General features: G+C 71.6%; 17 protein-coding genes. 9 read left to right on the forward strand and 8 right to left on the reverse strand.

All coding sequences use genetic code 11. The features are described 5' to 3' along the window. Positions 1–235: 235 nt before the first annotated feature. Entirely contained in the window at positions 236–388 is a 153-nt protein-coding gene (locus tag F4559_RS35010; protein WP_312865639.1) for an acetyl-CoA hydrolase/transferase C-terminal domain-containing protein, read from the reverse strand. Between the two features lie 704 nt (positions 389–1,092). Here F4559_RS35010 and F4559_RS14315 point away from each other — a divergent pair. The 3 genes from F4559_RS14315 to F4559_RS14325 all read left to right on the forward strand — a co-directional run bounded on the left by F4559_RS14315 (position 1,093) and on the right by F4559_RS14325 (position 4,035). Then, on the forward strand, positions 1,093–1,515 hold the full coding sequence (locus F4559_RS14315) for a hypothetical protein (protein ID WP_184669095.1): 423 nt from the start codon (positions 1,093–1,095) through the stop codon (positions 1,513–1,515). 895 nt (positions 1,516–2,410) lie between these two features. After that, entirely contained in the window at positions 2,411–3,784 is a 1,374-nt protein-coding gene (locus F4559_RS14320; RefSeq protein WP_184669098.1) for an FAD-binding oxidoreductase, read from the forward strand. Between the two features lie 50 nt (positions 3,785–3,834). Next, positions 3,835–4,035, forward strand: a complete 201-nt coding sequence (locus F4559_RS14325) for a hypothetical protein (RefSeq protein ID WP_184669100.1) — start codon at positions 3,835–3,837, stop codon at positions 4,033–4,035. A 54-nt stretch (positions 4,036–4,089) separates the two neighbouring features. Here F4559_RS14325 and F4559_RS14330 read toward each other — a convergent pair whose 3' ends face one another. Next, positions 4,090–4,272 (reverse strand): hypothetical protein, encoded by a 183-nt coding sequence (locus tag F4559_RS14330; protein ID WP_184669102.1) that lies wholly within the window; start codon positions 4,270–4,272, stop codon positions 4,090–4,092. A 130-nt stretch (positions 4,273–4,402) separates the two neighbouring features. Here F4559_RS14330 and F4559_RS14335 point away from each other — a divergent pair, with 130 nt between their 5' ends. From F4559_RS14335 to F4559_RS14350, 4 genes are all read left to right on the forward strand, one after another. Then, positions 4,403–4,657 (forward strand): hypothetical protein, encoded by a 255-nt coding sequence (locus tag F4559_RS14335; protein WP_184669104.1) that lies wholly within the window; start codon positions 4,403–4,405, stop codon positions 4,655–4,657. A gap of 170 nt (positions 4,658–4,827) precedes the next feature. Beyond that, positions 4,828–5,259 carry a contact-dependent growth inhibition system immunity protein gene (locus F4559_RS14340; RefSeq protein ID WP_184669106.1) on the forward strand — a complete coding sequence of 144 codons (432 nt, stop codon included), beginning with the start codon at positions 4,828–4,830 and terminating at the stop codon, positions 5,257–5,259. A gap of 331 nt (positions 5,260–5,590) precedes the next feature. Beyond that, positions 5,591–6,277 (forward strand): hypothetical protein, encoded by a 687-nt coding sequence (locus tag F4559_RS14345; protein WP_184669108.1) that lies wholly within the window; start codon positions 5,591–5,593, stop codon positions 6,275–6,277. 149 nt (positions 6,278–6,426) lie between these two features. Continuing rightward, positions 6,427–8,868 (forward strand): M14 family zinc carboxypeptidase, encoded by a 2,442-nt coding sequence (locus F4559_RS14350; protein ID WP_184669110.1) that lies wholly within the window; start codon positions 6,427–6,429, stop codon positions 8,866–8,868. 286 nt (positions 8,869–9,154) lie between these two features. Here the strand turns inward: F4559_RS14350 and F4559_RS14355 are convergent, their stop codons facing one another. From F4559_RS14355 to F4559_RS14370, 4 genes are all read right to left on the reverse strand, one after another. Continuing rightward, on the reverse strand, positions 9,155–10,492 hold the full coding sequence (locus tag F4559_RS14355; protein ID WP_246445201.1) for a cysteine desulfurase: 1,338 nt from the start codon (positions 10,490–10,492) through the stop codon (positions 9,155–9,157). A 4-nt stretch (positions 10,493–10,496) separates the two neighbouring features. Then, a complete protein-coding gene (locus tag F4559_RS14360; protein WP_221447232.1) occupies positions 10,497–11,408 on the reverse strand; it encodes a family 2A encapsulin nanocompartment shell protein in 912 nt (303 codons plus the stop codon). A gap of 36 nt (positions 11,409–11,444) precedes the next feature. After that, a complete protein-coding gene (locus F4559_RS14365) occupies positions 11,445–12,572 on the reverse strand; it encodes a hypothetical protein (protein ID WP_184669116.1) in 1,128 nt (375 codons plus the stop codon). Positions 12,573–12,856: 284 nt separating this feature from the next. Continuing rightward, positions 12,857–13,276 (reverse strand): hypothetical protein, encoded by a 420-nt coding sequence (locus tag F4559_RS14370; protein ID WP_184669118.1) that lies wholly within the window; start codon positions 13,274–13,276, stop codon positions 12,857–12,859. A gap of 279 nt (positions 13,277–13,555) precedes the next feature. On the opposite strand from F4559_RS14370, the gene F4559_RS14375 reads away from it, so the two are divergent. After that, complete coding sequence (locus F4559_RS14375) at positions 13,556–13,696, forward strand: hypothetical protein (protein ID WP_184669120.1); 141 nt, start codon at positions 13,556–13,558, stop codon at positions 13,694–13,696. Positions 13,697–13,704: 8 nt separating this feature from the next. Here the strand turns inward: F4559_RS14375 and F4559_RS14380 are convergent, their stop codons facing one another. Beyond that, a complete protein-coding gene (locus tag F4559_RS14380) occupies positions 13,705–14,673 on the reverse strand; it encodes a hypothetical protein (protein WP_184669122.1) in 969 nt (322 codons plus the stop codon). Positions 14,674–14,728: 55 nt separating this feature from the next. Further along, a complete protein-coding gene (locus F4559_RS14385) occupies positions 14,729–16,702 on the reverse strand; it encodes an NIDO-like domain-containing protein (protein ID WP_184669124.1) in 1,974 nt (657 codons plus the stop codon). Positions 16,703–17,512: 810 nt separating this feature from the next. Here F4559_RS14385 and F4559_RS14390 point away from each other — a divergent pair. Then, positions 17,513–19,930, forward strand: coding sequence for a hypothetical protein (locus tag F4559_RS14390; protein ID WP_184669126.1), 2,418 nt, complete (start codon positions 17,513–17,515; stop codon positions 19,928–19,930). Positions 19,931–19,949: the final 19 nt, after the last annotated feature.

Genomic DNA, 19,949 nt, shown 5'->3' on the forward strand with positions numbered 1-19,949 from the left:
GCTCAGCGTGTAGTTTCGCCGACGATTGCACCACCTCCCGTTCGTCTCACCCCGGCAGATTCCACCCGATCGTGTTGGTGGCGCTGTCCGCAGGCACCTTGCTTCACCCCGCGTGTGGTCGGTGATGTCGCATCACACCCGACCCGCTGACGCTCCCGCCGCGCGGGCCGCGGCTGTCGCCGCCCGGTCGAGTCGGACCGGTGGGACGTCGGCGTGAGCGCGCCGTCCTCCGGTGCTACGACGGCAACGCGATGACCGCGTGCCCGCCGGGGGAGTGCGGAGCCCCGACGACGAAGTCCGTCTGCCCGCCGAAGCCGGAGTAGATCCGCCCGCGCACCCGACTGGCGTCGGCTTGGGCGAACAGGTCGACGCGCGACGCGCCGTCCACGACATGGGGACGCGCCGCCGGGTCTCGTCGGTCTTCTCCATCCGCGGCAGGCGTACGCGCGGGTTGCGATCCGCCCGCGAGTACAGCCCGGCACCGCCGAGCGCGAAGGACACGGTGATCGGCGTGCCGGGGTCGAGAGCACCGGCGGCGTCCGGTGACAGGACGCCGTCGTCGAACGTCTCCGACCACACCGCCGGCCCGTGTCTGCGGGTCGGCGCGGCGAGCACCGCGTCCGACCCGGCACCGATGCCCGGCCGCGACGTCGCGCCGTTCTCCACCAGGGCCCCACCCGGTCGCCCGTCTCCCGCGAGACGTCCGTCGGCGGCCGGGGCGAGGGGGAGCAGCGTTTCGAGGACCGCGGAGTTCCGATCCGGCACGCCGTGCCGTGCGTTGAGGACGAACGGCCGGTATTCGGCCAGGGCCTTGTCGGGCAGGCCCCGCGCGGTCCAGGGCGTGGCGAAGTTTCCGCTCACGACCACGGGTCGACCCGGGACGGCGCCGCTTCGGACTCGGCCGAGGAGACGATTCGCATCTGTTCCGGGTCGCTCTCGACCCTGTGCGCACCGTGTCGCGTCCCGATCGGCATGGGCCTTGGCGCCGCCGGTTCGCTCCTCGGCCCCGGTCCCGCCTCCGTGGAATTCCTTCCGGCACCGGAGAATCGTGGTCTCGGTCGGCTATGGTGACCCTGGACCAGGGGGTGGCCCATGCACCAGTACTGGCGGCCCGGGTGGCCACGTCACCGGATCGTGTGGGCGGTCGTCGTGGTGGCGGTCGCGGTGGGTGTACTGCTTCCCTGGGACCGCGGCGCGATCACGGCTTTCGTCCTGAGGAGCGAGTGGCGAGGACTGCTCGTGTTCTCGGCGAGCTGCGGCCTCGGCTGGGTGGTCCACCGGCTGTCCGCGGAGCGCGAGTTCACCGCTCTCGCGGCTGCGCCGCTGGTGTTCTTCTCGCTGTTTTTCGGCCCCGCGTGGTGGTCGGTCGTGGGGTGGGCGCTCGTGCTGTGGTTGTCCATCGTGGTCCCCAAGGAGCATCGGACGGACGAGATCATCGTGCCGGACCACGGCACGATCCGGCCGACGACCGCGGAGCTGTTCGCGTACCTGGAGAAGAAACGCGAGCGGGGCTGAAGGGCGGTTCGTCCGGTCCCGCTCCGATTCCCGGCGTTGGTCACCGCGCCCGGCAGGGCGGCCCCGACGCCGATCCGGGCGGCAGACCGCCGCCCTGCCCGGCGGCGTGGTCGTGGTCGCGCACAACGCCCGGACCTGCGCCTCGGGGTTCAGCGGCAGCCTGATCGTCCTGCTTTCCGTGACCCCCACCAGCCGTCCCTCCCCCCGCGTACCACCGCCGCCGGGTGCGGCGGCGGTCCTGCGCGGCCACTCCGCCCACCGCGTCCACGTGCGCGCCGGCGCCTCGTGCGCCGACGCCACGACCTCGGACCGGTCGACGTCCTGCCGGATCGCCGCGCCACCAGGCGGGCCGGGCCCGACCGGCCCCGGCCCGCAGGTCGTCGCCCAGCCGGTTCAGCCGGACGGCGGGCGCGTGGACCCGCCGTCGGCGGATGCGTGGCGAGTCGCACCGGCAAGCGGCGCGTCCCGGAGCGGTCGGCATCGGTGAGGCGGTCGAGGGAGAAGGTGTTCGGCCCAGTCGGCCGGCGTGCCCCGCGACGCAGCCGAACGCGGTGCAGGCGTCGTGCGTCGGCACGGCACCGTGCCGACCACAGCCGGATCAGCGCGAACCGCACCAGAGGCACCTTGCCCGGCGCACCGGCCGCGTCCCCGAACCGGTCGAGGTCCGCGGTCCGCGCGCCGATCACCCGTCGGCCGAGCGCACCCGGTGCGGGATTCGTCCGGCGAGGTCCTCGCCGGCCCGGGCGGACGCAGTCGCGAAGAGCCCCCGGTCCGCACCGAACCCGGCGGACGGTTCCCGGGTCACCAGGCTCGCCCCGGGCGATCACCGGGGTTGACCGCGGGTGGGATTGCGGTCACTCTGAGTGGGGCCGCCTTTCCGTGACGGGAGGGTTCCATGGGGTTCGGTCGCAGGACGTTCCTGCAGCTCGCCGGAGTGGGCGCGGTGGGCTTGACCGGCCACGACTGGTCGCGGTTGCGGCTGGACGGTCGGTTGGTGTTGCCCGGCGACGCCGACTACGACCGGGTGCGGCTGCCGTTCAACCTGGTCTACTCGGGCAACAAGCCCGCCGCCGTCGCGTTGTGCGCCGGCGAAGCGGATGTGGCGCGCTGTCTGGAGTTCGCCGCCCGCAACCGGATCCCGGTCGCTGCGCGCGGCGGGAAGCACAGTTACGCCGGGTACTCCACGCCTGCCGACGGGCTTGTCGTGGACCTGTCGGCGTTGAACCGCGCCCAGGTCTCGGGCGATCGGGTCGTGGTCGGCGGCGGCATGCGGTTGCGGGAGCTGTACGAGGAGTTGGGCGCGGCCGGGCGGCTGCTGCCCGCCGGCACGTGCGCGACCGTGGGCATCGGCGGGTTGGCGCTGGGCGGCGGGATCAGCGTCGTGGGCCGGCGGCACGGGCTGACCTGCGACCGGTTGCGGGCGGCACGGGTCGTGACGCCGGACGGCGTGGTGCGGCGGGTCGCGGCCGACGCGGACGAGGACCTGTTCTGGGCGTTGCGGGGCGGTGGCGGCGGGAACTTCGGCGTGGTCACGTCCTTCGAGTTCGAGACCTCCCCGGCCGGCGACCTGGTGGTGTTCTCGCTGTCGTTCCCGGCGGGCTCGGCGGTCGACGTGCTCGGGGCGTGGCAGGAGTGGTTCGCTTCGGCACCGGACGAGCTGTGGACGGCGTGCGAGGTGCGGGCCGGGTCGCCGACACCGGTGAGCATCGCGGGTACGTGGTCCGGCCCGGAGACCGGGTTGACGCCGTGGCTGAACCGGCTCGCGGCACGCGTGCGACCCACCCGGAGGCAGGTGCGCGTGCTCAGCCACCTCGTGGCCATGCGGTATTTCGCCGGGTGCGAGGTGTCGTGCCCGCCGGTGCGGGGCGCGTCGTTCGTGGCGTCGTCCCGGTTCCTGGCGAAGCCGGCGGACCCGGCGAAGGTCGTGGCGCTGCTGACCGGCAAACGGGCCGGGTGGGCGCAGTTCGACTCGTTCGGCGGCACGATCGGCCGCGTGCCGGTCACGGCGACCGCCTTCCCGCACCGCGACGCGTTCGCGAGCATGCAGGCGTACGTCGACGTCGGCCTGGTCGACCAGGCCGAGGCCCGCCGCACCGTGGCCGCGTTGCGCGACGGGATCGGCGGCGGCACCGGGTACGTGAACTACATCGACCCGGACATGCCCGACTGGGCCACCTCGTACTACGGCCCCAACCTCCCCCGGCTGCGCGAGGTGGCGGCCCGCTACGACCCGGACCGGGTGCTGGCCTTCGCCCAGGGCGTGCGGTGACACGGCTGTCGCTTCACCGGCGGCACAGCGGATGAGCCGTAGGGCGCCGGATGCGCGCGACCGACGTCGAGGTGGCGATCCGGGCGGCCGAGGCCGGGGTCGTGCGCGCCCGGTGCGGCGCCCGGCTGAAGCGGTTCGCCCAAGCCGGGGACGACTTCGCGACGGAGGTGGACATCGCCGCCGCCGACGCCCGGACCCCTGCCGAACCGCTCGACCTCGTGTCCCGCGGGCGACGGCCGGGAACGCCCTGATCCCGACGCGTCGCGGGGTCCGCCGCGGCCTGTCCGAAGTGCCGGGTTTCGACGTCATCGCCGCTCGTCCGCGCGTTTCCCCACGACTATCCGCACGTCCGACTCCGTCGCACCGTTCTCGACGTAGCGATTTGTGAGGGTGACGCTCGCCCATCGGTCCTCGGAGGTGAGGACGCACAGTGCCGGCCCCTTGTGGATGTCGCCGTTCCGGACCTCCTTCTGCTCCTTCGAGTCCACGCGATCAGCGCAGGTGACACTTCTCGGGAAAGGGGCGAGCCGGCGAAAGCCGATCACGGCGACCATTCCGGACGGTCCGCGCTTCGGACCGGGATGATGGTGGCAGGGCCGGACCAGCGGAGGCGAACACATGGACGTGCCGGACCGTTCGACGGGAAAGGGTGCCTTGTGGACGGCGCTGCGGTGGGTCGTCCTCGGCGCGTTCGCCTGCACGGCGGCGGTGATCGCGCTGTTGGTCGGTCGGGCCGTGCTCAGCGCGTTCGGCTCGGTTTTCGATCCGCACGGCTACGGAATGTTCGCGGGCATCCTGTTCTCGGTAGTCCTGACTCCGGTGGCGGTGGCCCTGTGGGCGCTCTACCGATCACTGCGACGACGTGGCAGGTGAACCCCGCTCTCCAGCGCGGGCTTCCTGCCGGTGCTCCTGCGGCGCACATCGGCCTGGTCGGGGTCTCGGCGGGCAGCGCGGCCGGCGGAACGCTTCGAGCGGAGTAACGGCGTCGACCGCTTCGGGCGGGCCCGCGGTAGGGTCCCGCACCACTCGGGGAGGTGAGGCGGGTGCGGGCACGGCGCGTTGACGACTCGTCGTCCATCGAGCAGATCGAGAACGACCGTTGGGGACCCGCACCGCCCGGTGCGACAAGGCTTGTCAGGACCATTCACGAACTCCGCGGCAAGTCGTTGCGCGCCCTGACGCCCGAGGACCTCCGCATGCTGTTGGGGCAACACGAGGGCGTGGCGCTGCTGGTGCCGATCGCGCTGACGGCGCTGGAACACGACCCGCTGCTCGAAGGCGACCTCCATCCCGGCGACGTAGTGGTCTCGGTACTCCACGCGCCGGTGTCGTACTGGCGGGCACACCCGGACCAGCTCGCTCGTCTTGAGCGTGTGTTGGCCGTCGTCGAGCACGTGCCGGCCGTTGACGCGCCCTCCGACGCGGTCGTGGCGGCGAGGATCGAGTCGTTCCGCGCCCGCCTGCGCGTGGGCTGAAGCGACGGGTTTCGACTCGCGTCGTCCTCCGACTTCCGGCTGAGGTCGGGTTCCGCACCGGTCGGATCCGGCCCGTGAAAGCCCGGTCCGAATGCCCGTCTTCCGGCCACGTCTGTGCCGGCTTCGATCCTCGGACGTTCGATCAGTCGCCGGCCGCCGAGGGCTGATCTTCGGCTTCGGAGGAAAGGCGGTGGGTGAAGGTCCGGCCGCGAGGACGGCGGAGATTGATGCCTCCGGTCGACGACGCTGGTGCGAACGTGTGGCCGTTCGCGGATCCGATCCCGCGTGGCAGGAGCCATGGGACGTTCGGGGCCGGTGACCGGAGGCGGCTGTGCGTCGGACGTGGTCGGTGGTCGGCCCGGTGGTGAAGGCCCTGCTGGTCGTCGCGGTGTGCGTCGGCCCGCAGTACGGGGCCGCGTTGCTGCTCGCCCTGGAGTGGGGACTGCGCTGGGCGCACACGCTGGTGGCGTTGAGCCTGATGGTCGGCGGGGTGGTGGTGATCGGCCCGATCACCAGGAGCGCCGTCCGGGCGGCGGGTGTCGAGGACGCCATGGACTTCTCGGCGGGAATCGCCGCCCGGTCCGTGTCCGGCGTGCTGTTGTTCGTCTGCGCCCTCCAGTCGCTGGACGCGGCGCCGGCGCCCGTGCGGACCTTGGAGACGTGCACGAGCGTGCGGTCCTACATCGTCGTGGAGGAGATCGATCGGCCGGAGGAGGCGAAGTACTTCGACCTCGTCCGCCCGAGCGGTCGGACGCTCGCGGCGCGCGGGAAGCTGCACTACGAGGTCGGCCGCACCTGGGTCGTCGAGTTCGACCCCAACGACCCCGAGCCGTACACGGACCCGGTTTTCCTGTGGTCGGCGAGGACGAGTTGGACGATCATGGCGGTGTGCGCCGCCCTGATCGGCGTTGACGTGCTGTGGCTCGGATTGTGCGCACGACGCGTCGCCCGGCCCCGGGACACCCCGCCGTCGGCGGAGTTCCGGCTTCAGGATTTCCGTCCTCCCGGCCCGGGGTGAGGCGGACGACCGCTGCCGACCGGCCCACGCCGACCCGGTCGTGGGTGCGCCCGGATGGCATTCCAGGGGCCTGCGGACGGCTGTCGTCGGCGTGTCCGCCGTGCCCTAGCGTCGATCCGTCGGTGGGACGATCGGACGGGAGTGCGGCGATGAGATCAAGATCCACCGCGATCGCGGTGGCGGCGGGGCTGGTGCTTGCGGGTGTCGCGGCTTCCCCGGCCGCGGCGCAGGATCGGGTGTTGCGGGCCGACCGGTCGGTGGTGCGGGCCTGCCACGAGGCGCTGTTACCACCCGGCACGGCCGGGGTCGATCGGCGCGAGGTGACGTCCGGTGTCGACGGCCTGATCCAGGCGCGGTTGACGCCGGGTGGCGGGAGCGAGGGGGACTGGGACCTCGCGGTGTTCGACAAGGCCGGTGGCAAGGTGGTGGCGGGTTCCGCCGCGTTGCGCAGCCGGGAGCTGGCCGAGAGTTTCGTGACCAAGGGGCAGCGGCTCGTCGTCCAGGCGTGTCGGTACGGCGGTCCGGCCCGTACGGTCACGTTGGGGGTCGACTTCCTGGCCCTCACGCCGCAGGGCACGCCGACGCGTGCCGAAGTCGTACGGGTCGACACGCCGGAGCGCGCGGACAAGGACAAGCTGCTCGGCCTGGACCTGGACCTCACCGAGAAGGGCGACGCGACCGGGGTCGAGGTCGTGCTCGCCGACGACGCGGACCGCAAGACGTTGCGCGACAGCGGGTTGACCTACACCACCGTCGACGCGGACCTGTCCCGCACCTCGCGTGACGCCGCCGCGCGGGACCGGTCGTACGCCACGACCGTGGCGGCATCGGGCCTGCCGTCCGGCCGGACCTCCTACCGGCACCTCTACGACTACGAGTACGAGCTGAAGGAACTGGCCCGGCGCGATCCCCGGCGGGTCAAGGCTTTCACGTTGGCCGAGCCCACCGTGGAAGGCCGTGACGTGGTCGCGGTCGAGATCGCCGAGAACGTCGGCAACGCGGCCGACGGCAAGGCCGTCAACCTGCTCATGGGCGTGCACCACGCGCGGGAATGGCCGGCGGGCGAGCACGCGATCGAATGGGCCTACGAGCTGGCCCGCGGCGGCGACCAGGCGGTCCGGTCGTCGGTGCGCGGCACCCGCAACGTCATCGTGCCGATCGTGAACCCGGACGGGTTCGCCGTCTCGCGCGAGGCCGAACCCAAGGGCGACTTCACGCGCTTCGACTACGAGATGAAGCGCAAGAACTGCCGTGCGGCCGACTCGCCGCCGGAGTTGCGCACCGGCATCTGCAAGGCGAACCCCGGCGGCACCGCGCGGGGCACCGACCCGAACCGCAACTACGCGGGCTTCTGGGGCGGCAACGGCGCGGGCCTGGCCTGGAACAGCGAGACGTTCCGCGGCCCGGCGCCGTTCTCCGAGCCGGAGACGCGCAACATCCGCGCGATCGTCTCCGGCCGCGCGGTCACCAACCTGATCACGTTGCACACCTACGGCAACCTGCTGCTGCGCCCGCCGGGCGTGGCCGACGTCCGACCGCCGCTGGAGGAGCCGGTGGTCAAGGCGCTGGCCGACAAGATGGCCTCGCGCAACGGCTACCGGAGCATCCCGTCGTGGGGCCTGTACGACACGACCGGCACCACCGAGGACTGGTCGTACTGGGCCACCGGCGGGTTCGGCTTCACCTTCGAGATCAACACGGCGGGCTTCCACCCGGCCTACGAGAACGCCGTCGTCGCCGAGTACCTCGGTACGGCACCGGCGGCCGGCGCGGGCAAGGGCGGCAACCGGGCCGCGTTCCTGGACATGCTGACCAACGCCGCCGACCCCGCCGCGCACGCCACGATCGTGGGCACGGCGCCCAAGGGCCACAAGCTCCAGGTGCGCAAGACCTTCCGGACGCCGACGTCCCCCGTGCGGCAGCCGGACGGCACCACCACGGCGCCGATCCAGATCACCGACACGGTCGAGTCGGACTACACCTCCACCGGCGGCCGGTTCACGTGGGCGGTCAACCCGTCGACGCGCCCGTACGTGGCGGGTCGCTACGGCCGCAAGCCGCAGGGACCGCCGCAGGCGGCGATCGCGCTCGCCAACCCGCCCGGCGTCCCGGCCGAGAACAAGCAGTACCCGACCAACGCGGTGGCCGAGCGCATCCCGTTCACGGTCGGGGGCCAGGGCGTGGACAACGGCCGGTTCGACGTGTCGGTGTCGTGGACGTCCACCGCGACCGACTGGGACCTCTACGTGCTTGACGCGGCCGGAGCGGTCGTCACGCAGTCGGCGAGCGGCGGCTCGAACTCCGAGCGCGCCACGCTGCTCGACCCGCCGCCCGGCGAGTACACGGCGGTCCTGGTGAACTACGACCAGGTCGACCCGGCGTCGCCGGACGACTGGGCCGCCGGCAAGGTCGAGTTCTTCTCCCCGCTGCCCCCGACCTACGGCGTGTCCGAGGCTTACGTCCTCACCTGTACCGACCGGCACGGTCGGCTGGTGGGGCTGACGGACGTGTTCGTCGACCGTGGTCAGACCGTGGACGTGGGTGCGGTCTGCTCGGACTCGGCCCGCAACGGCAAGCAGCGCCGACGCTGACGCATCGGGCTCGGCGGCCCTCCGGAGCCGCCGAGCCCGTTCGTGGTGTCTACGTCTCCGACGGTGTCCTTGGATCGCGCGAAGCGGAGTCCTTCCCTTGCGTGACAAGGCCGTTTCGGACAAGGGGCCGACTGTCCGGATCGAGGTCATGACACCCTTGGTGCCCTCGACGTGCCTTCCGCGTGCGGTGATTCTGTCCATAAAGGACAGCGATCATCCTTTGCGGACAGAAGGATGGCGGTGACGCCGGGTGGCCGCGCCTGCCCGGCAGGTGCGGCCACCCGGGTCAGTGGAAGCCCGCCAGCTTGTGGAGTTCGGCGGTCAGTGCGTCGACTTCCTCGTAGGTGTTGTACAGGGACAGGGACGCGCGCACGCTGGCTTCCAGCCCGAACCGGCGCAGTGCGGGTTGGGCGCAGTGGTGGCCCGCCCGGACGGCGATCCCGCCCTGGTCGAGACTCCGGGCGAGGTCGACGGGGTCGTGGCCGTCGACGGTGAAGGACAGGACGGCCGCCTTCTCCGGGGCCGTGCCGATCAGGCGCAGGCCCGGCACGGTGCCCAACTGTCGCGTGGCGTGGTCGAGCAGGCCGTGTTCGTAGCGCTCGACGCTGCCCAGGTCGAGGCCGCGCAGGTAGTCCAAGGCGGTGCCCAGGGCGATGGCGTCGGCGATCGTGCCCGTTCCGGCTTCGAAGCGGTTGGGCGGGGGACGGTAGGTCGTGCGTTCGAACGTGACGTCGTCGATCATGTTGCCGCCGCCCTGCCACGGCGGCATCGCCGCGAGCAGTTCCGGTTTCCCGTACAGCACGCCCACCCCGGTCGGCGCGAACACCTTGTGCCCGGAGAACGCGTAGAAGTCCGCGTCGAGCGCCCGCAGGTCCACCGGGAGGTGGGCCACGGCCTGGGCGCCGTCGACCAGGACCACGGCGCCGACGCGGTGGGCCGCGGCGATCACCTCGGCGACCGGGACGACGGTGCCCAGCGCGTTGGACACGTGGGCGATCGCGACCAGGCGCGTGCGGTGGTTGAGCAGGTCCTCGTACGCGTCGAGCCGCAACTGCCCGTCGTCGTCGATCGGGGCGACCTTGAGCACCGCGCCGGTGCTCTCGGCGAGCCGTTGCCAGGGCACGATGTTCGAGTGGTGTTCCAGGTGCGACACGACGATCTCGTCGCCCGCGCGCACGTTGTGCCGGCCCCAGGTCTCGGCGACGAGGTTGATCGCCTCGGTGGCGCCCCGGGTGAACACGATCGTGCGGCTGTCCCCGGCGCCGAGCACCTCGGCGACCGTCTCCCGGGCGTGTTCGTACGCCTCGGTCGACCGGGCGGCCAGGGTGTGCGCCGCACGGTGGATGTTGGAGTTCTCGTGGGTGTAGTAGTGGGCCAGCCGGTCGATGACGACCTGGGGCTTCTGCGTCGTCGCGGCGTTGTCCAGCCAGATCAGCGGACGGCCGTTGACCTTGTCGCGCAGGATGGGGAAATCCCGGCGGATCGCGGCCACGTCGAACGCGTCGGCGACGCCGGGCGGGGACTCGTCCACGAAGTAGAACCGCCGGTCGGCGGTCGTGGGTTCCTGGGTCAGCCGGCCGAAGAACTCGTTGACCCACCGGGCCAGTCGCGCTTCGTCGGGCAACCCGCTACCGGTAGGTGTCGGCGTAGTCATGGAACCTGCCGGTCTCGACGTTGTCCAGCACCGCGAGCGCGTCGGTGGTGAGCACCGCGAGCGAGCAGTAGAGGGAGATCAGGTACGACGCGATCGCGTTGCGGTTGATGCCCATGAAGCGCACGGACAGGCCGAGGTCGCGCTCACCGGTGAGACCGGGCTGGTACAGGCCGACGACACCCTGACGTCGTTGGCCGACGCGCAGCAGCAGCACGCTGGTCTTGCCGTCGACCAGCGGCACCTTGTCCGACGGCACGATCGGCAGACCCCGCCACGTGATGAACTGCGAACCGAACAGGCTGACCGTGGCCGGCGGCACCCCGCGCCGGGTGCACTCGCGGCCGAACGCGGCCACGCCCGCCGGGTGGGTGACGAAGAACGCGGGTTCCTTCCACACCTTCGTGATCAGCTGGTCGAGGTCGTCGGGCGTCGGCGGGCCGGTGAACGTCGACAGGCGTTGCCCGGCCGCGACGTTGGTCAGCAACCCGTACTCCGGGTTGTTGATCAGCTCGCTCTCCTGGCGCTCCTTGATGATCTCGACCGTCAGCCGGATCTGCTCCTCGATCTGGCTGTACGGGCTGCTGTAGAGGTCCGACACCCTGGTGTGCACGTCGACGACCGTCGAGACCGGGTTGAGGAAGTACTCCCGCGGCGTCGGCTCGTAGTCGACGAAGGTCTGCGGCAGTTCGGACTCGTCGCGCGGCGGGCACGCGACCTCCACCGCCTCGGGCTGCCGGACCCGGTTGTGCCGGTAGATGCCGGCCTCGACCGGCAACCACGTCAGCAGCCGGACCAGCCACCGCGGGGTGATCGTGTCGAGGTGTGCGGCGGTCTTGGTGGCGTTGGCCAGTTGTCGGGCCGCGCCGTCCGCGAGTGCGGCGTTCACGAGTTCTTCTGTTGACACCGAGTTCCCTTCTTGGGTTCAGAACTGCCACTTGACCGCGCGCCAGGCACCTCCCCGGAGTGGGGAGCTGCCGACCGCGGTGCCCCGGTCGTCCACGTCGGACGCGATTCCCTTGCCGCCGCCGAGAGTCGGAAGATCGACGGAGGGGTTCTCGTCGAGCGTCCAGAGCATCGGGCGGGACCCGCGTGGACCGCTCTTGGTCCCGCCGACCGCGATGCCCGACCGGTTCACGGCGGCGATCCTGTAGGTGTGGCTGAGGAACTCCGCTTCGGTCGAGCCCGCCCGCCACCGCGCGCCGTACAGCCGGCCGAGGTCCGAACGGGAGCCGAGGACCGTGCCGTCCTCGCCGATCGCGCTCGCCTCCACGTCGGTACCCAGGTGGCTGCCCCGGCCGTCGGGGGCGAAGCGCACGACGTTGAGGTGGTTGTCCCGGTCGACGATCGTGGCGGCGACGGTGCCCGCGTTGTTGACGCCCACGGCGATGCCGTGGTCGGCGCCTTCGTGGGACAGGCGCGTCACCCGGCCGTCGGGCGCCCAGACGAGCGGGTGCTGGTCGTTGATCGCGGTGTAGGGGCCGGAGTGGCCGACGATCACCCCGGCGTCGTTGACGGAGATCGCTGCCGAGGCCGGGTCGCCGGGCAGCGCGGGCAGGGCGATCGTGCGACCGGACCGGTCCCACGCGACGGCGTGCTGGTCGGTGTAGTCCGTGCCGACGGACACGCCGACCACGGTGCCCCGGGCGTTGATCGCGTTGGCGACGGTCTTGACGTGGCCGGGCAGGGGACGGAGTTCCTCGATGACACCGCCGACCCAGCGCACGGCGTGGGTGGGCCCGTCGTCGGTGTAGGAGTGGCCGAACACGATCCCGGTGTCGCTGATGCCGTCCGCGGTGCTCGACGTGTCGCCGGGCAACGTGCCCAGGTCGGCGATGCGGCCGTCGGCGGCCCACGACGCGGCGTGGACGGCGCCCCCGGTCGTGGTCGAGTGGCCGACGACGGTGCCGGCGGGGTCGATGGCGTTGGCGCGGCTGGCGTCGCCGCCGGGCAGGACACCCAGGTCGACGACGGTGGCGGAAGCGGACGCGGGGACGGGGAAGGCCGTCAGGACGAGTACGACGGCGGCGGCGAGAGTCGGCGGTCGGCGCATGTCCTCACACGCTAACGCCGCCCATTCGTGACCGGAAGTGACCACATGTCGGTACCGCGTCAGGGCCGATCGGCGCAGGAACGCTTGCCGCACAAGAGATTCCGCGTCGCGTGGGCGATTCGCCACCGGATCACCCGATCGACGCCTGCCGGTGTGGACCGGTCGGCGGTGACGCGACCACCTGGTTCCCGAATGGACGGTCGAGGGGGCGGGTGCGAGTCGACCCCGCTCGGGTTCGCGAGATGATCACGTGGAATCATTGGGGGACAACGACAATTGCGTCCTTACGCGGTGCGGCGGTGCGGCAGGTGGCGGAACACCGCCTCGTACCGTGCGAGGTCGAACGTGATCGTCGGCGCCGCGAAGCGCTCCGGGTCACCGTCGGCTTCCCAGGCGAAGTCGGTCCAGGTCACGGTGGCCTGGACCGCGTTCTCGTCACGGGTCACGCGGACCGCGAGTACGCCGCAGTCGGGATCCCCGCACCGCGCACAGCGGTACAACGGCACCCGGCCCGACGGCGCGGGTCGTCCCAGCAGGGCGCGGAGGTCGTCGGGGTGGCGCGTGGCGAAGACCCCGTGCGCCCGGGGCGCCGGGACCTCGTGGCCGAACCTCGACAGCCACCGGGCCAGGGGCGAGTTGTCGACGTACCAGTCAGCCAGACCCGGATCGGCCGGCGACCATCCCACGGACAACACGTTCACCATGATTCCGAACGTAGCGGAAGGGTGTCCGCGACGCGGTGGTGGCGACCTTCCGCCGACGGGATGACCGGACGCCGGCCATCCGGCCCGGCTTCGGAACGCGCACTCGACCTGACCACCCAAGGGCCGCTGATCCTGCCGACCGGTTTCCGGACCGCCGCCGCGCCTGGGGGGACCGGCACCGAGACCCTGACCACCTGGCCGCGCGACCGCGAGGTCCGCGGTGCCGCGTCCTGGCCGTCCTTGCGGTGGCCTGGCTCGCCAAGGGCGTGATCACCCTCGATGAGCGGCTCCAAGGACGTCGACCGGCTCATCGAGGACCGGTTTCGCCGCCATCCCCAGGCCGAGGTGATCATCAAATGGGCGCTGCCGCGTAATGGACGACCCTGCCGACCCGCGCGTCCTCTCGCCGCCGTCGCGTGACGAACCGATCAAGAGTCGACGGTGATGTCCACGGCGACCGGCGCCCCGGTCGCGTCCAGATCGAGGTCGACGGGGAAGTGGCCGTCGCCGATGGAGGTCATCGCCATCATGATATCGGCGCCGCCGATCGTGATCGTGGCGGCTTCGTGGTCCGCGGCGCGGACGGCGGCCATCACCTGCCAGTGGTGCGAGTGCGGGCGGAAGTCGAACGCGAACCCGCGTTCGGGCTCCGCGCTCCGGAGCTCCTGCAACGCCACCGCCCGCCGGTACGCCTCGCGGATCGGGATGTCGAGCCACGCGTACACGTCGTCGCCCGGCGTGCCGGTGCGTCGTGCGCCGAACTCGGCGGCGATCTCCTCCTCGTCCCGGCCCCAGAACATCACGTCGGCGAGGCCGTCGAGGGAAGCTTCGTGGACCCAGGAACCGAGCGCGTCGGCGTCGGCGAAGGCGAACCGGGCGTGGTCGACCCCGAGCCGCGTGAGCGGGCGCCGTTCCACCGCGGTTCCGTCGCCGACCTCGATCCGGATGCGGGCCCATCCCCAGTGGCCGCGGGTGGCCACGACGCGCAGCGGCCGGTCGGTGGGCACGCCGCCGATCGGGACGACCCGTACTCCGCTGATCAGGAAGTGCGTGTCGCCGGTTTCGACCGCGTGTCGCACCCGCTCGCGGTGCGGGACCCGGCGGGGGAAGCGGTGCGACGACGCGTCGAGTCCGTGCGCACGACAGTGCTCGTCGAACTTGGCGGCGAACCCGCCCGCCGTACGCTCGGGGATGTCGTAGAGCCTGCGGCCGGTCTGGCGGTCGAAGGACCGCGCGGCGGCATCGGCGTCGGGTCCGACGACCTCGAAGTCGACCGCGGCGGGCTCGCCGGTCTCGTCGGGGGAGCGTTCCCCGGACCAGAGTCCGAGGTAGCCGCCGTCGACCAGCACGAGGTGCCCGGACGGACAGGTCACCGAACCGAGCACCACGTCGTCCACGGCGGCCAGTCTACGAACCGTGGGCGGCACCGGAGTCCGGGTGCCGCCCACGCGGTCACGTCACGGTGACGCGGATCGGCACACCGACGATCGGCGTGCCGGGACCGGTGGTGGTCAGGGCCAGGGCGACGTTGTGCACGCCCGGCCGCAGGTTCGTGGCGTCGACGGCGACGAGCACCTGTCCGGTCGACCCCGGCGGGATGGAGGCGGGTGACGCGAGGGTCGTGAGCCACGGCAGGTCGGAGTACGCCGGGTACCGCGTCTGGAACAGGCCGATGTTCGCCGGTCCCTTCGACGGGAACGGGCCGGCGTAGGGCGGGTAGGTGAACACCCAGACGTTGCCCGCCGCGTCCGCCTCGATGCCGGCCGCGTTGTAGGCACCCTCGATCGGGGACCAGGTGAGGATCGTCCCGGCCTGGCAGTCGGTCGGGTCGATCAGTTCGATCCGGCCACTGCGCTGGTAGTGACCGGTCTCCTCGTAGATCCAGACGTCGCCGTCGGGTCCGAGCGCGGCGCCCTGCGGGTAGTAGGACGGGTCCCACCGGCTGAACTTGATGGTGCACGACGAGACCAGCGCGCCCGCGTCGGCGTGCGACGGACCCTTGACCGTGTCGAGTCTCGTGCCGTCGACCAGGTGGAAGACGTCGGTGCGCGGGTTGTGCGCCAGGCCGCTTTGCCCGCCGACGATCCCCGGTGCGGTGGTGAGGTACGGGGTGACCTCGGCGGTCGCGGGGCGTACGCAGTGGAGCACCGCGCCGCCGGCGAACGACGAGTCGTTGACGTAGCAGAGCTTGTCGCCGACGACCGCGAGGTCTCGGGGGCTCTCGGTGTCGGGCAGCGTCGTGCGGCCGAGCACGACGCCTTCCGGGGTGAGCCGGACGAGTTGGTGTGCCGACGGCACGGAGACCCATACGTCGCCGTCGAGGTCGGCGACGCCGTAGCCGTTCTCGACGCCGACGGCCCGCGGGTCCCAGGAGCGGATGGCGCCGGACGCGCCGGGGCGGGGTGGGACCGCACCGCCTTCGACCTCCCGGATCGCCGACCAGGACCCGGGGGCGGTGCCGGTGTTGCGTACCGGCACCGACGCCGTGGTCCTCCCGCCGGCGGGCACGGTGATCTCCGGCGTGCCCGGCGCTTCCAGGATCGGCGACTTGATCGCGACGTCCGCCGTGACGGCACCGTGCTCCGCGGTGGAACCCGGCGTCAGGACTTCGGCCGGGTACCCGGGCGCGCTCGCCGTGATGCGGGGGTCGGTCGCGGGCACTTCCAGTTGGTAGCGGCCGTAGTAGTCGGACGTCGTCGTCACGGTCCGCCCGCCGGTGGTCGCGCTCAGGGCGATGCCGCTCCGCGGTTTGCCGGTGTTGGCGTCGGTGACCAGGCCGCGGGCGATCGCGGTGCCGGGGACGTGCAGCCGCACGGCGGTGCCGTCCGACAGCCTGGACTGGTTGTCCGACCACACGACGGCACTGGTGCCCCGGGCGTCCTCGATCCCGACGACGGCGGTCGCGCCCCGTTCGGCCGGCTGGTCGAGTCCCCGGTACTGGAGCAGGATCACGCCGTTCTCGCCGAACACCAGCTCCGCGCTCAGTCGGCTGCCGGGCACCGACTTGAGCCGCACGTCGCGCCACTCGACGATGTAGCGGCGGTTGGGCGCGACGCCGTCGGTCGCGGTCCACACGCCGGCCTGACCGTCGACGACGAGGTCGTCCCAGAACGCGTACACGGCGGCGTTGGGCCGGTTGGGCGACGGGACCTGCCTGCCCGGATTCGAGTCGCCCCAGATGGTGAAATCGATGTAGCCGTCGACGTGGTGGTAAGCGGAATCGTAGGTGGTGCCGTAGAACGTCACCGGGAAGGGAAGTCCGAGCCACCGGTAGTCGTTGTCGCCGGAGATGTCGACCCGCTTCGTGCCCTCCACATAGGACGGTTCGGCGGCGGTCGCGGTGTAGCCGTAGGTCTCGGCCGCGGCGATCGCGGGTGTGGCGAAGGCGAGCAGTGTCAGGGCGAGGACGGCGGGCAAGAAGCGCATCACGCACTCCTGTCGAGGGGTGGGTGGCCGACCCCACCTACCATGCCGAGTACGCGTCCCGGCCCACAAGGCACCTGACGGTGGCCGCGTCGCCGCCGAAAGCGCGGCGGGGGTGTGCCGACCGCGATCCGAGACGGGAGTACCGCTTCGCGCGAAGTCCGAGCGTACTTCGACGTGGTTGTCGCGCAGCAGTTCCACGATGGTGGTCGACTCTTCGCCGAGGCGTTCGCGGGGCACGGCGAAGTCGTGCCATTCCGCGAGGCGCGGCGGGGCGGCAGGTTTCCCGATGCGTACCACCGACGCGGGGCGGCCGGGTGACGACCCGTTCCGGCGAACTCCTCGAAACCGGGGCGCCCGATCTGCCGCACTGCGCTGTGTGAATTCTTCCTAATCGCTTTCGAGGGCGGGCCGGCGGTCGGCCTTGCCGTACGGGAGTCTCGCGAGCACCGGAATTCTGTTGACGGGCGATACGCAGGTGTGCCGCGGTGCACGGGTGACGGCCTGCTCGGCTGCCGGTGTTCCCGTTTGCCGGTGGGGCCCGCGGGGTCGGTAGTGGACTGGAGGGGGCGCGGTGCGGCCTGTTCGGACATGCCGAATGGTCGTCGCCGACGAGTCGGGAAATGTTTGTTTCGTGGTGGGTTGTCATATCCGGCTTTTGACGTCGAATATTCGTCCGAGGGTTGACACCCCTGTCGTGATCGGCACTAGACTGCCGAAATACCGCCATGTTCGTAATGAAGTTTCGTCTCGTACATTTCACGAGGGAATGCATTGACGATGATGGGCGACTTGCGCAGCAGAAAAACCATCATGCGACAGGGGTTGGTCCTCGCCGCCGCGGTCGTGCTGGGGTTGTCCGGCACCACTGTCACCGAGGCCGCCGCGACGCCGGGTCCGCGACACCGGGAACCGGCGACCCACCAGGCGCCCCGGTGCGGCCTGACACCGTCCACGGACTCGCGTGGTCCGGACCGGGTGGCGAGTTGTCTTCAGGCCGGTGTCACCGTCGCCGGCGCGGTGGCGGTGGGGCAGACGACGGACGTCGCCTTCACCGTCAAGGCGCAAGGGGACCAGCAGGACGTCGCGATCACCGCGGAACTGCCCGCCGGCTTGGCGTGGGCGCGTGTGCCCGCCGGGTTCACCGTCACCGGCAGTGCCGACGCGGCACCGGCGAGTGGCGGCACGTGGAACCGCATCACCGCACGGCGTGACATCGCGGACGGCCGGACACTGGACTTCTCGGCCCAGGTCAAAGGCGTGCGGGCCGGTCCCGCTTCGATCAACGTACGCGCCCGGGGCACCGGCTCCGGCACTCCGGGCGGTGACGCGGACACGTGGCTGACCGTGGGCGGCGAGGGATTCGACGCGTCGCTCACGGTCGCCGCCGCCCGGGAGTCGGGCACGGCCGCGCTGCCCGAGGGGGTCACGCCCCAGCCGCTGTACCCGCACCTGCGGCATCAGTCCGTCGGCACCAGGGGTCTGCCGCAACCGCACAGTGACGACCCCGACGGCACGCCGGGCGTGCGGGCCACGTCCTGTGTGCGCGGCACGTGGAACTACGCGGACCACAACGGCAACTTCCGGCAGTCGGCCAACTTCCAGGTACAGGTCTGGGACAGCGATCCGATCGGCGACGACCTGCTCGGCACCGTGATGACCGGCGCGAGCGGCGACTACAACGTCTGCTTCGACAACGACGACGGCATCGGAGGTGGCGGCAACGACGTGTTCGTGCGGTTCGTCGCCGAGAGTCCGCTGTGGAACGTCCAGCGGGATGACGAGGAACCGTACCTCTTCCGCACCGAGACCCGTGACGACGTCGCGGACGGCAGCACCACGGACTTCGGCGCCCAGCGGCCGGTGACGCAGAACCTGATGCCGGTGGTCGAACTCTACGACCAGGTGAACGCCGCGTCCGACTGGACTCCCGGCGACTGCTGGGACCGGCTCGACCGCGAGTGCCGGCGGATTCCGGTCAACTGGACGCCGACCTCGAACCTGGGCGACCACTACTGCTCCGAGGAAGGCGGCCCGGACTGCCCGCGGGAGAACGAGATCTACCTGCGCGGGAACGCCAACACCTCCACCACGACCGCGATCCACGAGGTGGGTCACGGGGTCATGGACGACGTCTACGACGACCAGTACCCGCGGACCAACTGCCCCAACCCACACGCCATCCAGGGGCAGTCCGAGCCGGGCTGCGCATGGAGCGAGGGCTTCGCGGAGTGGTACCCCGCGCAGGTCACCGGCGCCCCGACGTACGTGTTCCCGGGCGGTGGCGCCGACGCCGGTCGGACGCTGAACCTGGAAGACCCGACCTGGGGCACGACGGGGTGGGACACCGGCGACGACACCGAAGGCCGGGTCGCGGGCGCGATGATCGACCTGGTGGACGGCGGCGCGCGCGACGAGCGGTACTGGGACCGCCACGGCGAGCCCGCCACCGCCATCTGGAACACGTTCCTCCGGCACCGCTCCGCGAACTTCCGGGACTTCTTCGTGGTGCACCGCGCGGCCGACGGCGGGGACGTGTCCGACGCGCGTGGCAAAGCATCGCTCTTCCAGAACACCATCGACTTCGACTTCCGGGATCCGCTGGGCGACTACGCCGAGTTGGAGCGTCCACGGGCGATCGTGCCGCACAACTTCGGCTTCACCACCACCGTGGCCTTCTGGCAGGTCGTGGCGGTACGGCCGGATGGCGGCGAGCAGAACCTGGAGCTGTTCGACGACCGGAACCAGACGCGGAGTCTGGGCACCGGCAACCAGCCCGGAGCGGACACCGAGTTCATCGCCGTCGACTCCAACCGTCGCGCGTTGGGCGACTACTACCCGCGCGTCACCCAGGCCGGCGGCGCGGGCGGGTACCGGATCGAACTCGCCCAGGGCACGACACAGCTCATCGACCGCGAGACGTTCCGCATGGCGGCGGGCGATGTCGTGGTGGTTCGCGACGTGCTGCTGCACCAGGGCCGGGAGGTCACCATCGCGGTGGACCCGGCGACCACCGGGCAGAACCCGGAGTTGTACCTCGTGGGCTCCGTGCCCGGCCAGCCGGACACCTACGTCCGCAACCGCGCCCAGGCGGTGGCGCAGTCGACGGGTGGCGGTGCCGGAGCCACCGAGACGATCACGTTCACCGCGCCGAGCACGGGGTTCTACGGCGTCGTCGTGATCAACCGATCCGGTGGCGGTTCCTACGAGTTGAGCCGCCAAGGCGGGTGAGAAACCCTTGTCACGCCCC

Source organism: Saccharothrix violaceirubra, from assembly GCF_014203755.1.
Lineage (GTDB): Bacteria > Actinomycetota > Actinomycetes > Mycobacteriales > Pseudonocardiaceae > Actinosynnema > Actinosynnema violaceirubrum.

What these genes read in the sequence shown, in the direction of transcription:
- F4559_RS14325 (WP_184669100.1), top strand. Translation starts at nt 3,835, where the DNA reads ATGCGCGCGACCGACGTCGAGGTGGCGATCCGGGCGGCCGAGGCCGGG.
- F4559_RS14365 (WP_184669116.1), bottom strand. Translation starts at nt 12,572, where the DNA reads ATGCGCCGACCGCCGACTCTCGCCGCCGCCGTCGTACTCGTCCTGACG.
- F4559_RS14375 (WP_184669120.1), top strand. Translation starts at nt 13,556, where the DNA reads ATGAGCGGCTCCAAGGACGTCGACCGGCTCATCGAGGACCGGTTTCGC.
- F4559_RS14390 (WP_184669126.1), top strand. Translation starts at nt 17,513, where the DNA reads ATGCGACAGGGGTTGGTCCTCGCCGCCGCGGTCGTGCTGGGGTTGTCC.
- F4559_RS14320 (WP_184669098.1), top strand. Translation starts at nt 2,411, where the DNA reads ATGGGGTTCGGTCGCAGGACGTTCCTGCAGCTCGCCGGAGTGGGCGCG.
- F4559_RS14385 (WP_184669124.1), bottom strand. Translation starts at nt 16,702, where the DNA reads ATGCGCTTCTTGCCCGCCGTCCTCGCCCTGACACTGCTCGCCTTCGCC.
- F4559_RS14370 (WP_184669118.1), bottom strand. Translation starts at nt 13,276, where the DNA reads ATGGTGAACGTGTTGTCCGTGGGATGGTCGCCGGCCGATCCGGGTCTG.
- F4559_RS14335 (WP_184669104.1), top strand. Translation starts at nt 4,403, where the DNA reads ATGGACGTGCCGGACCGTTCGACGGGAAAGGGTGCCTTGTGGACGGCG.
- F4559_RS14315 (WP_184669095.1), top strand. Translation starts at nt 1,093, where the DNA reads ATGCACCAGTACTGGCGGCCCGGGTGGCCACGTCACCGGATCGTGTGG.
- F4559_RS14350 (WP_184669110.1), top strand. Translation starts at nt 6,427, where the DNA reads ATGAGATCAAGATCCACCGCGATCGCGGTGGCGGCGGGGCTGGTGCTT.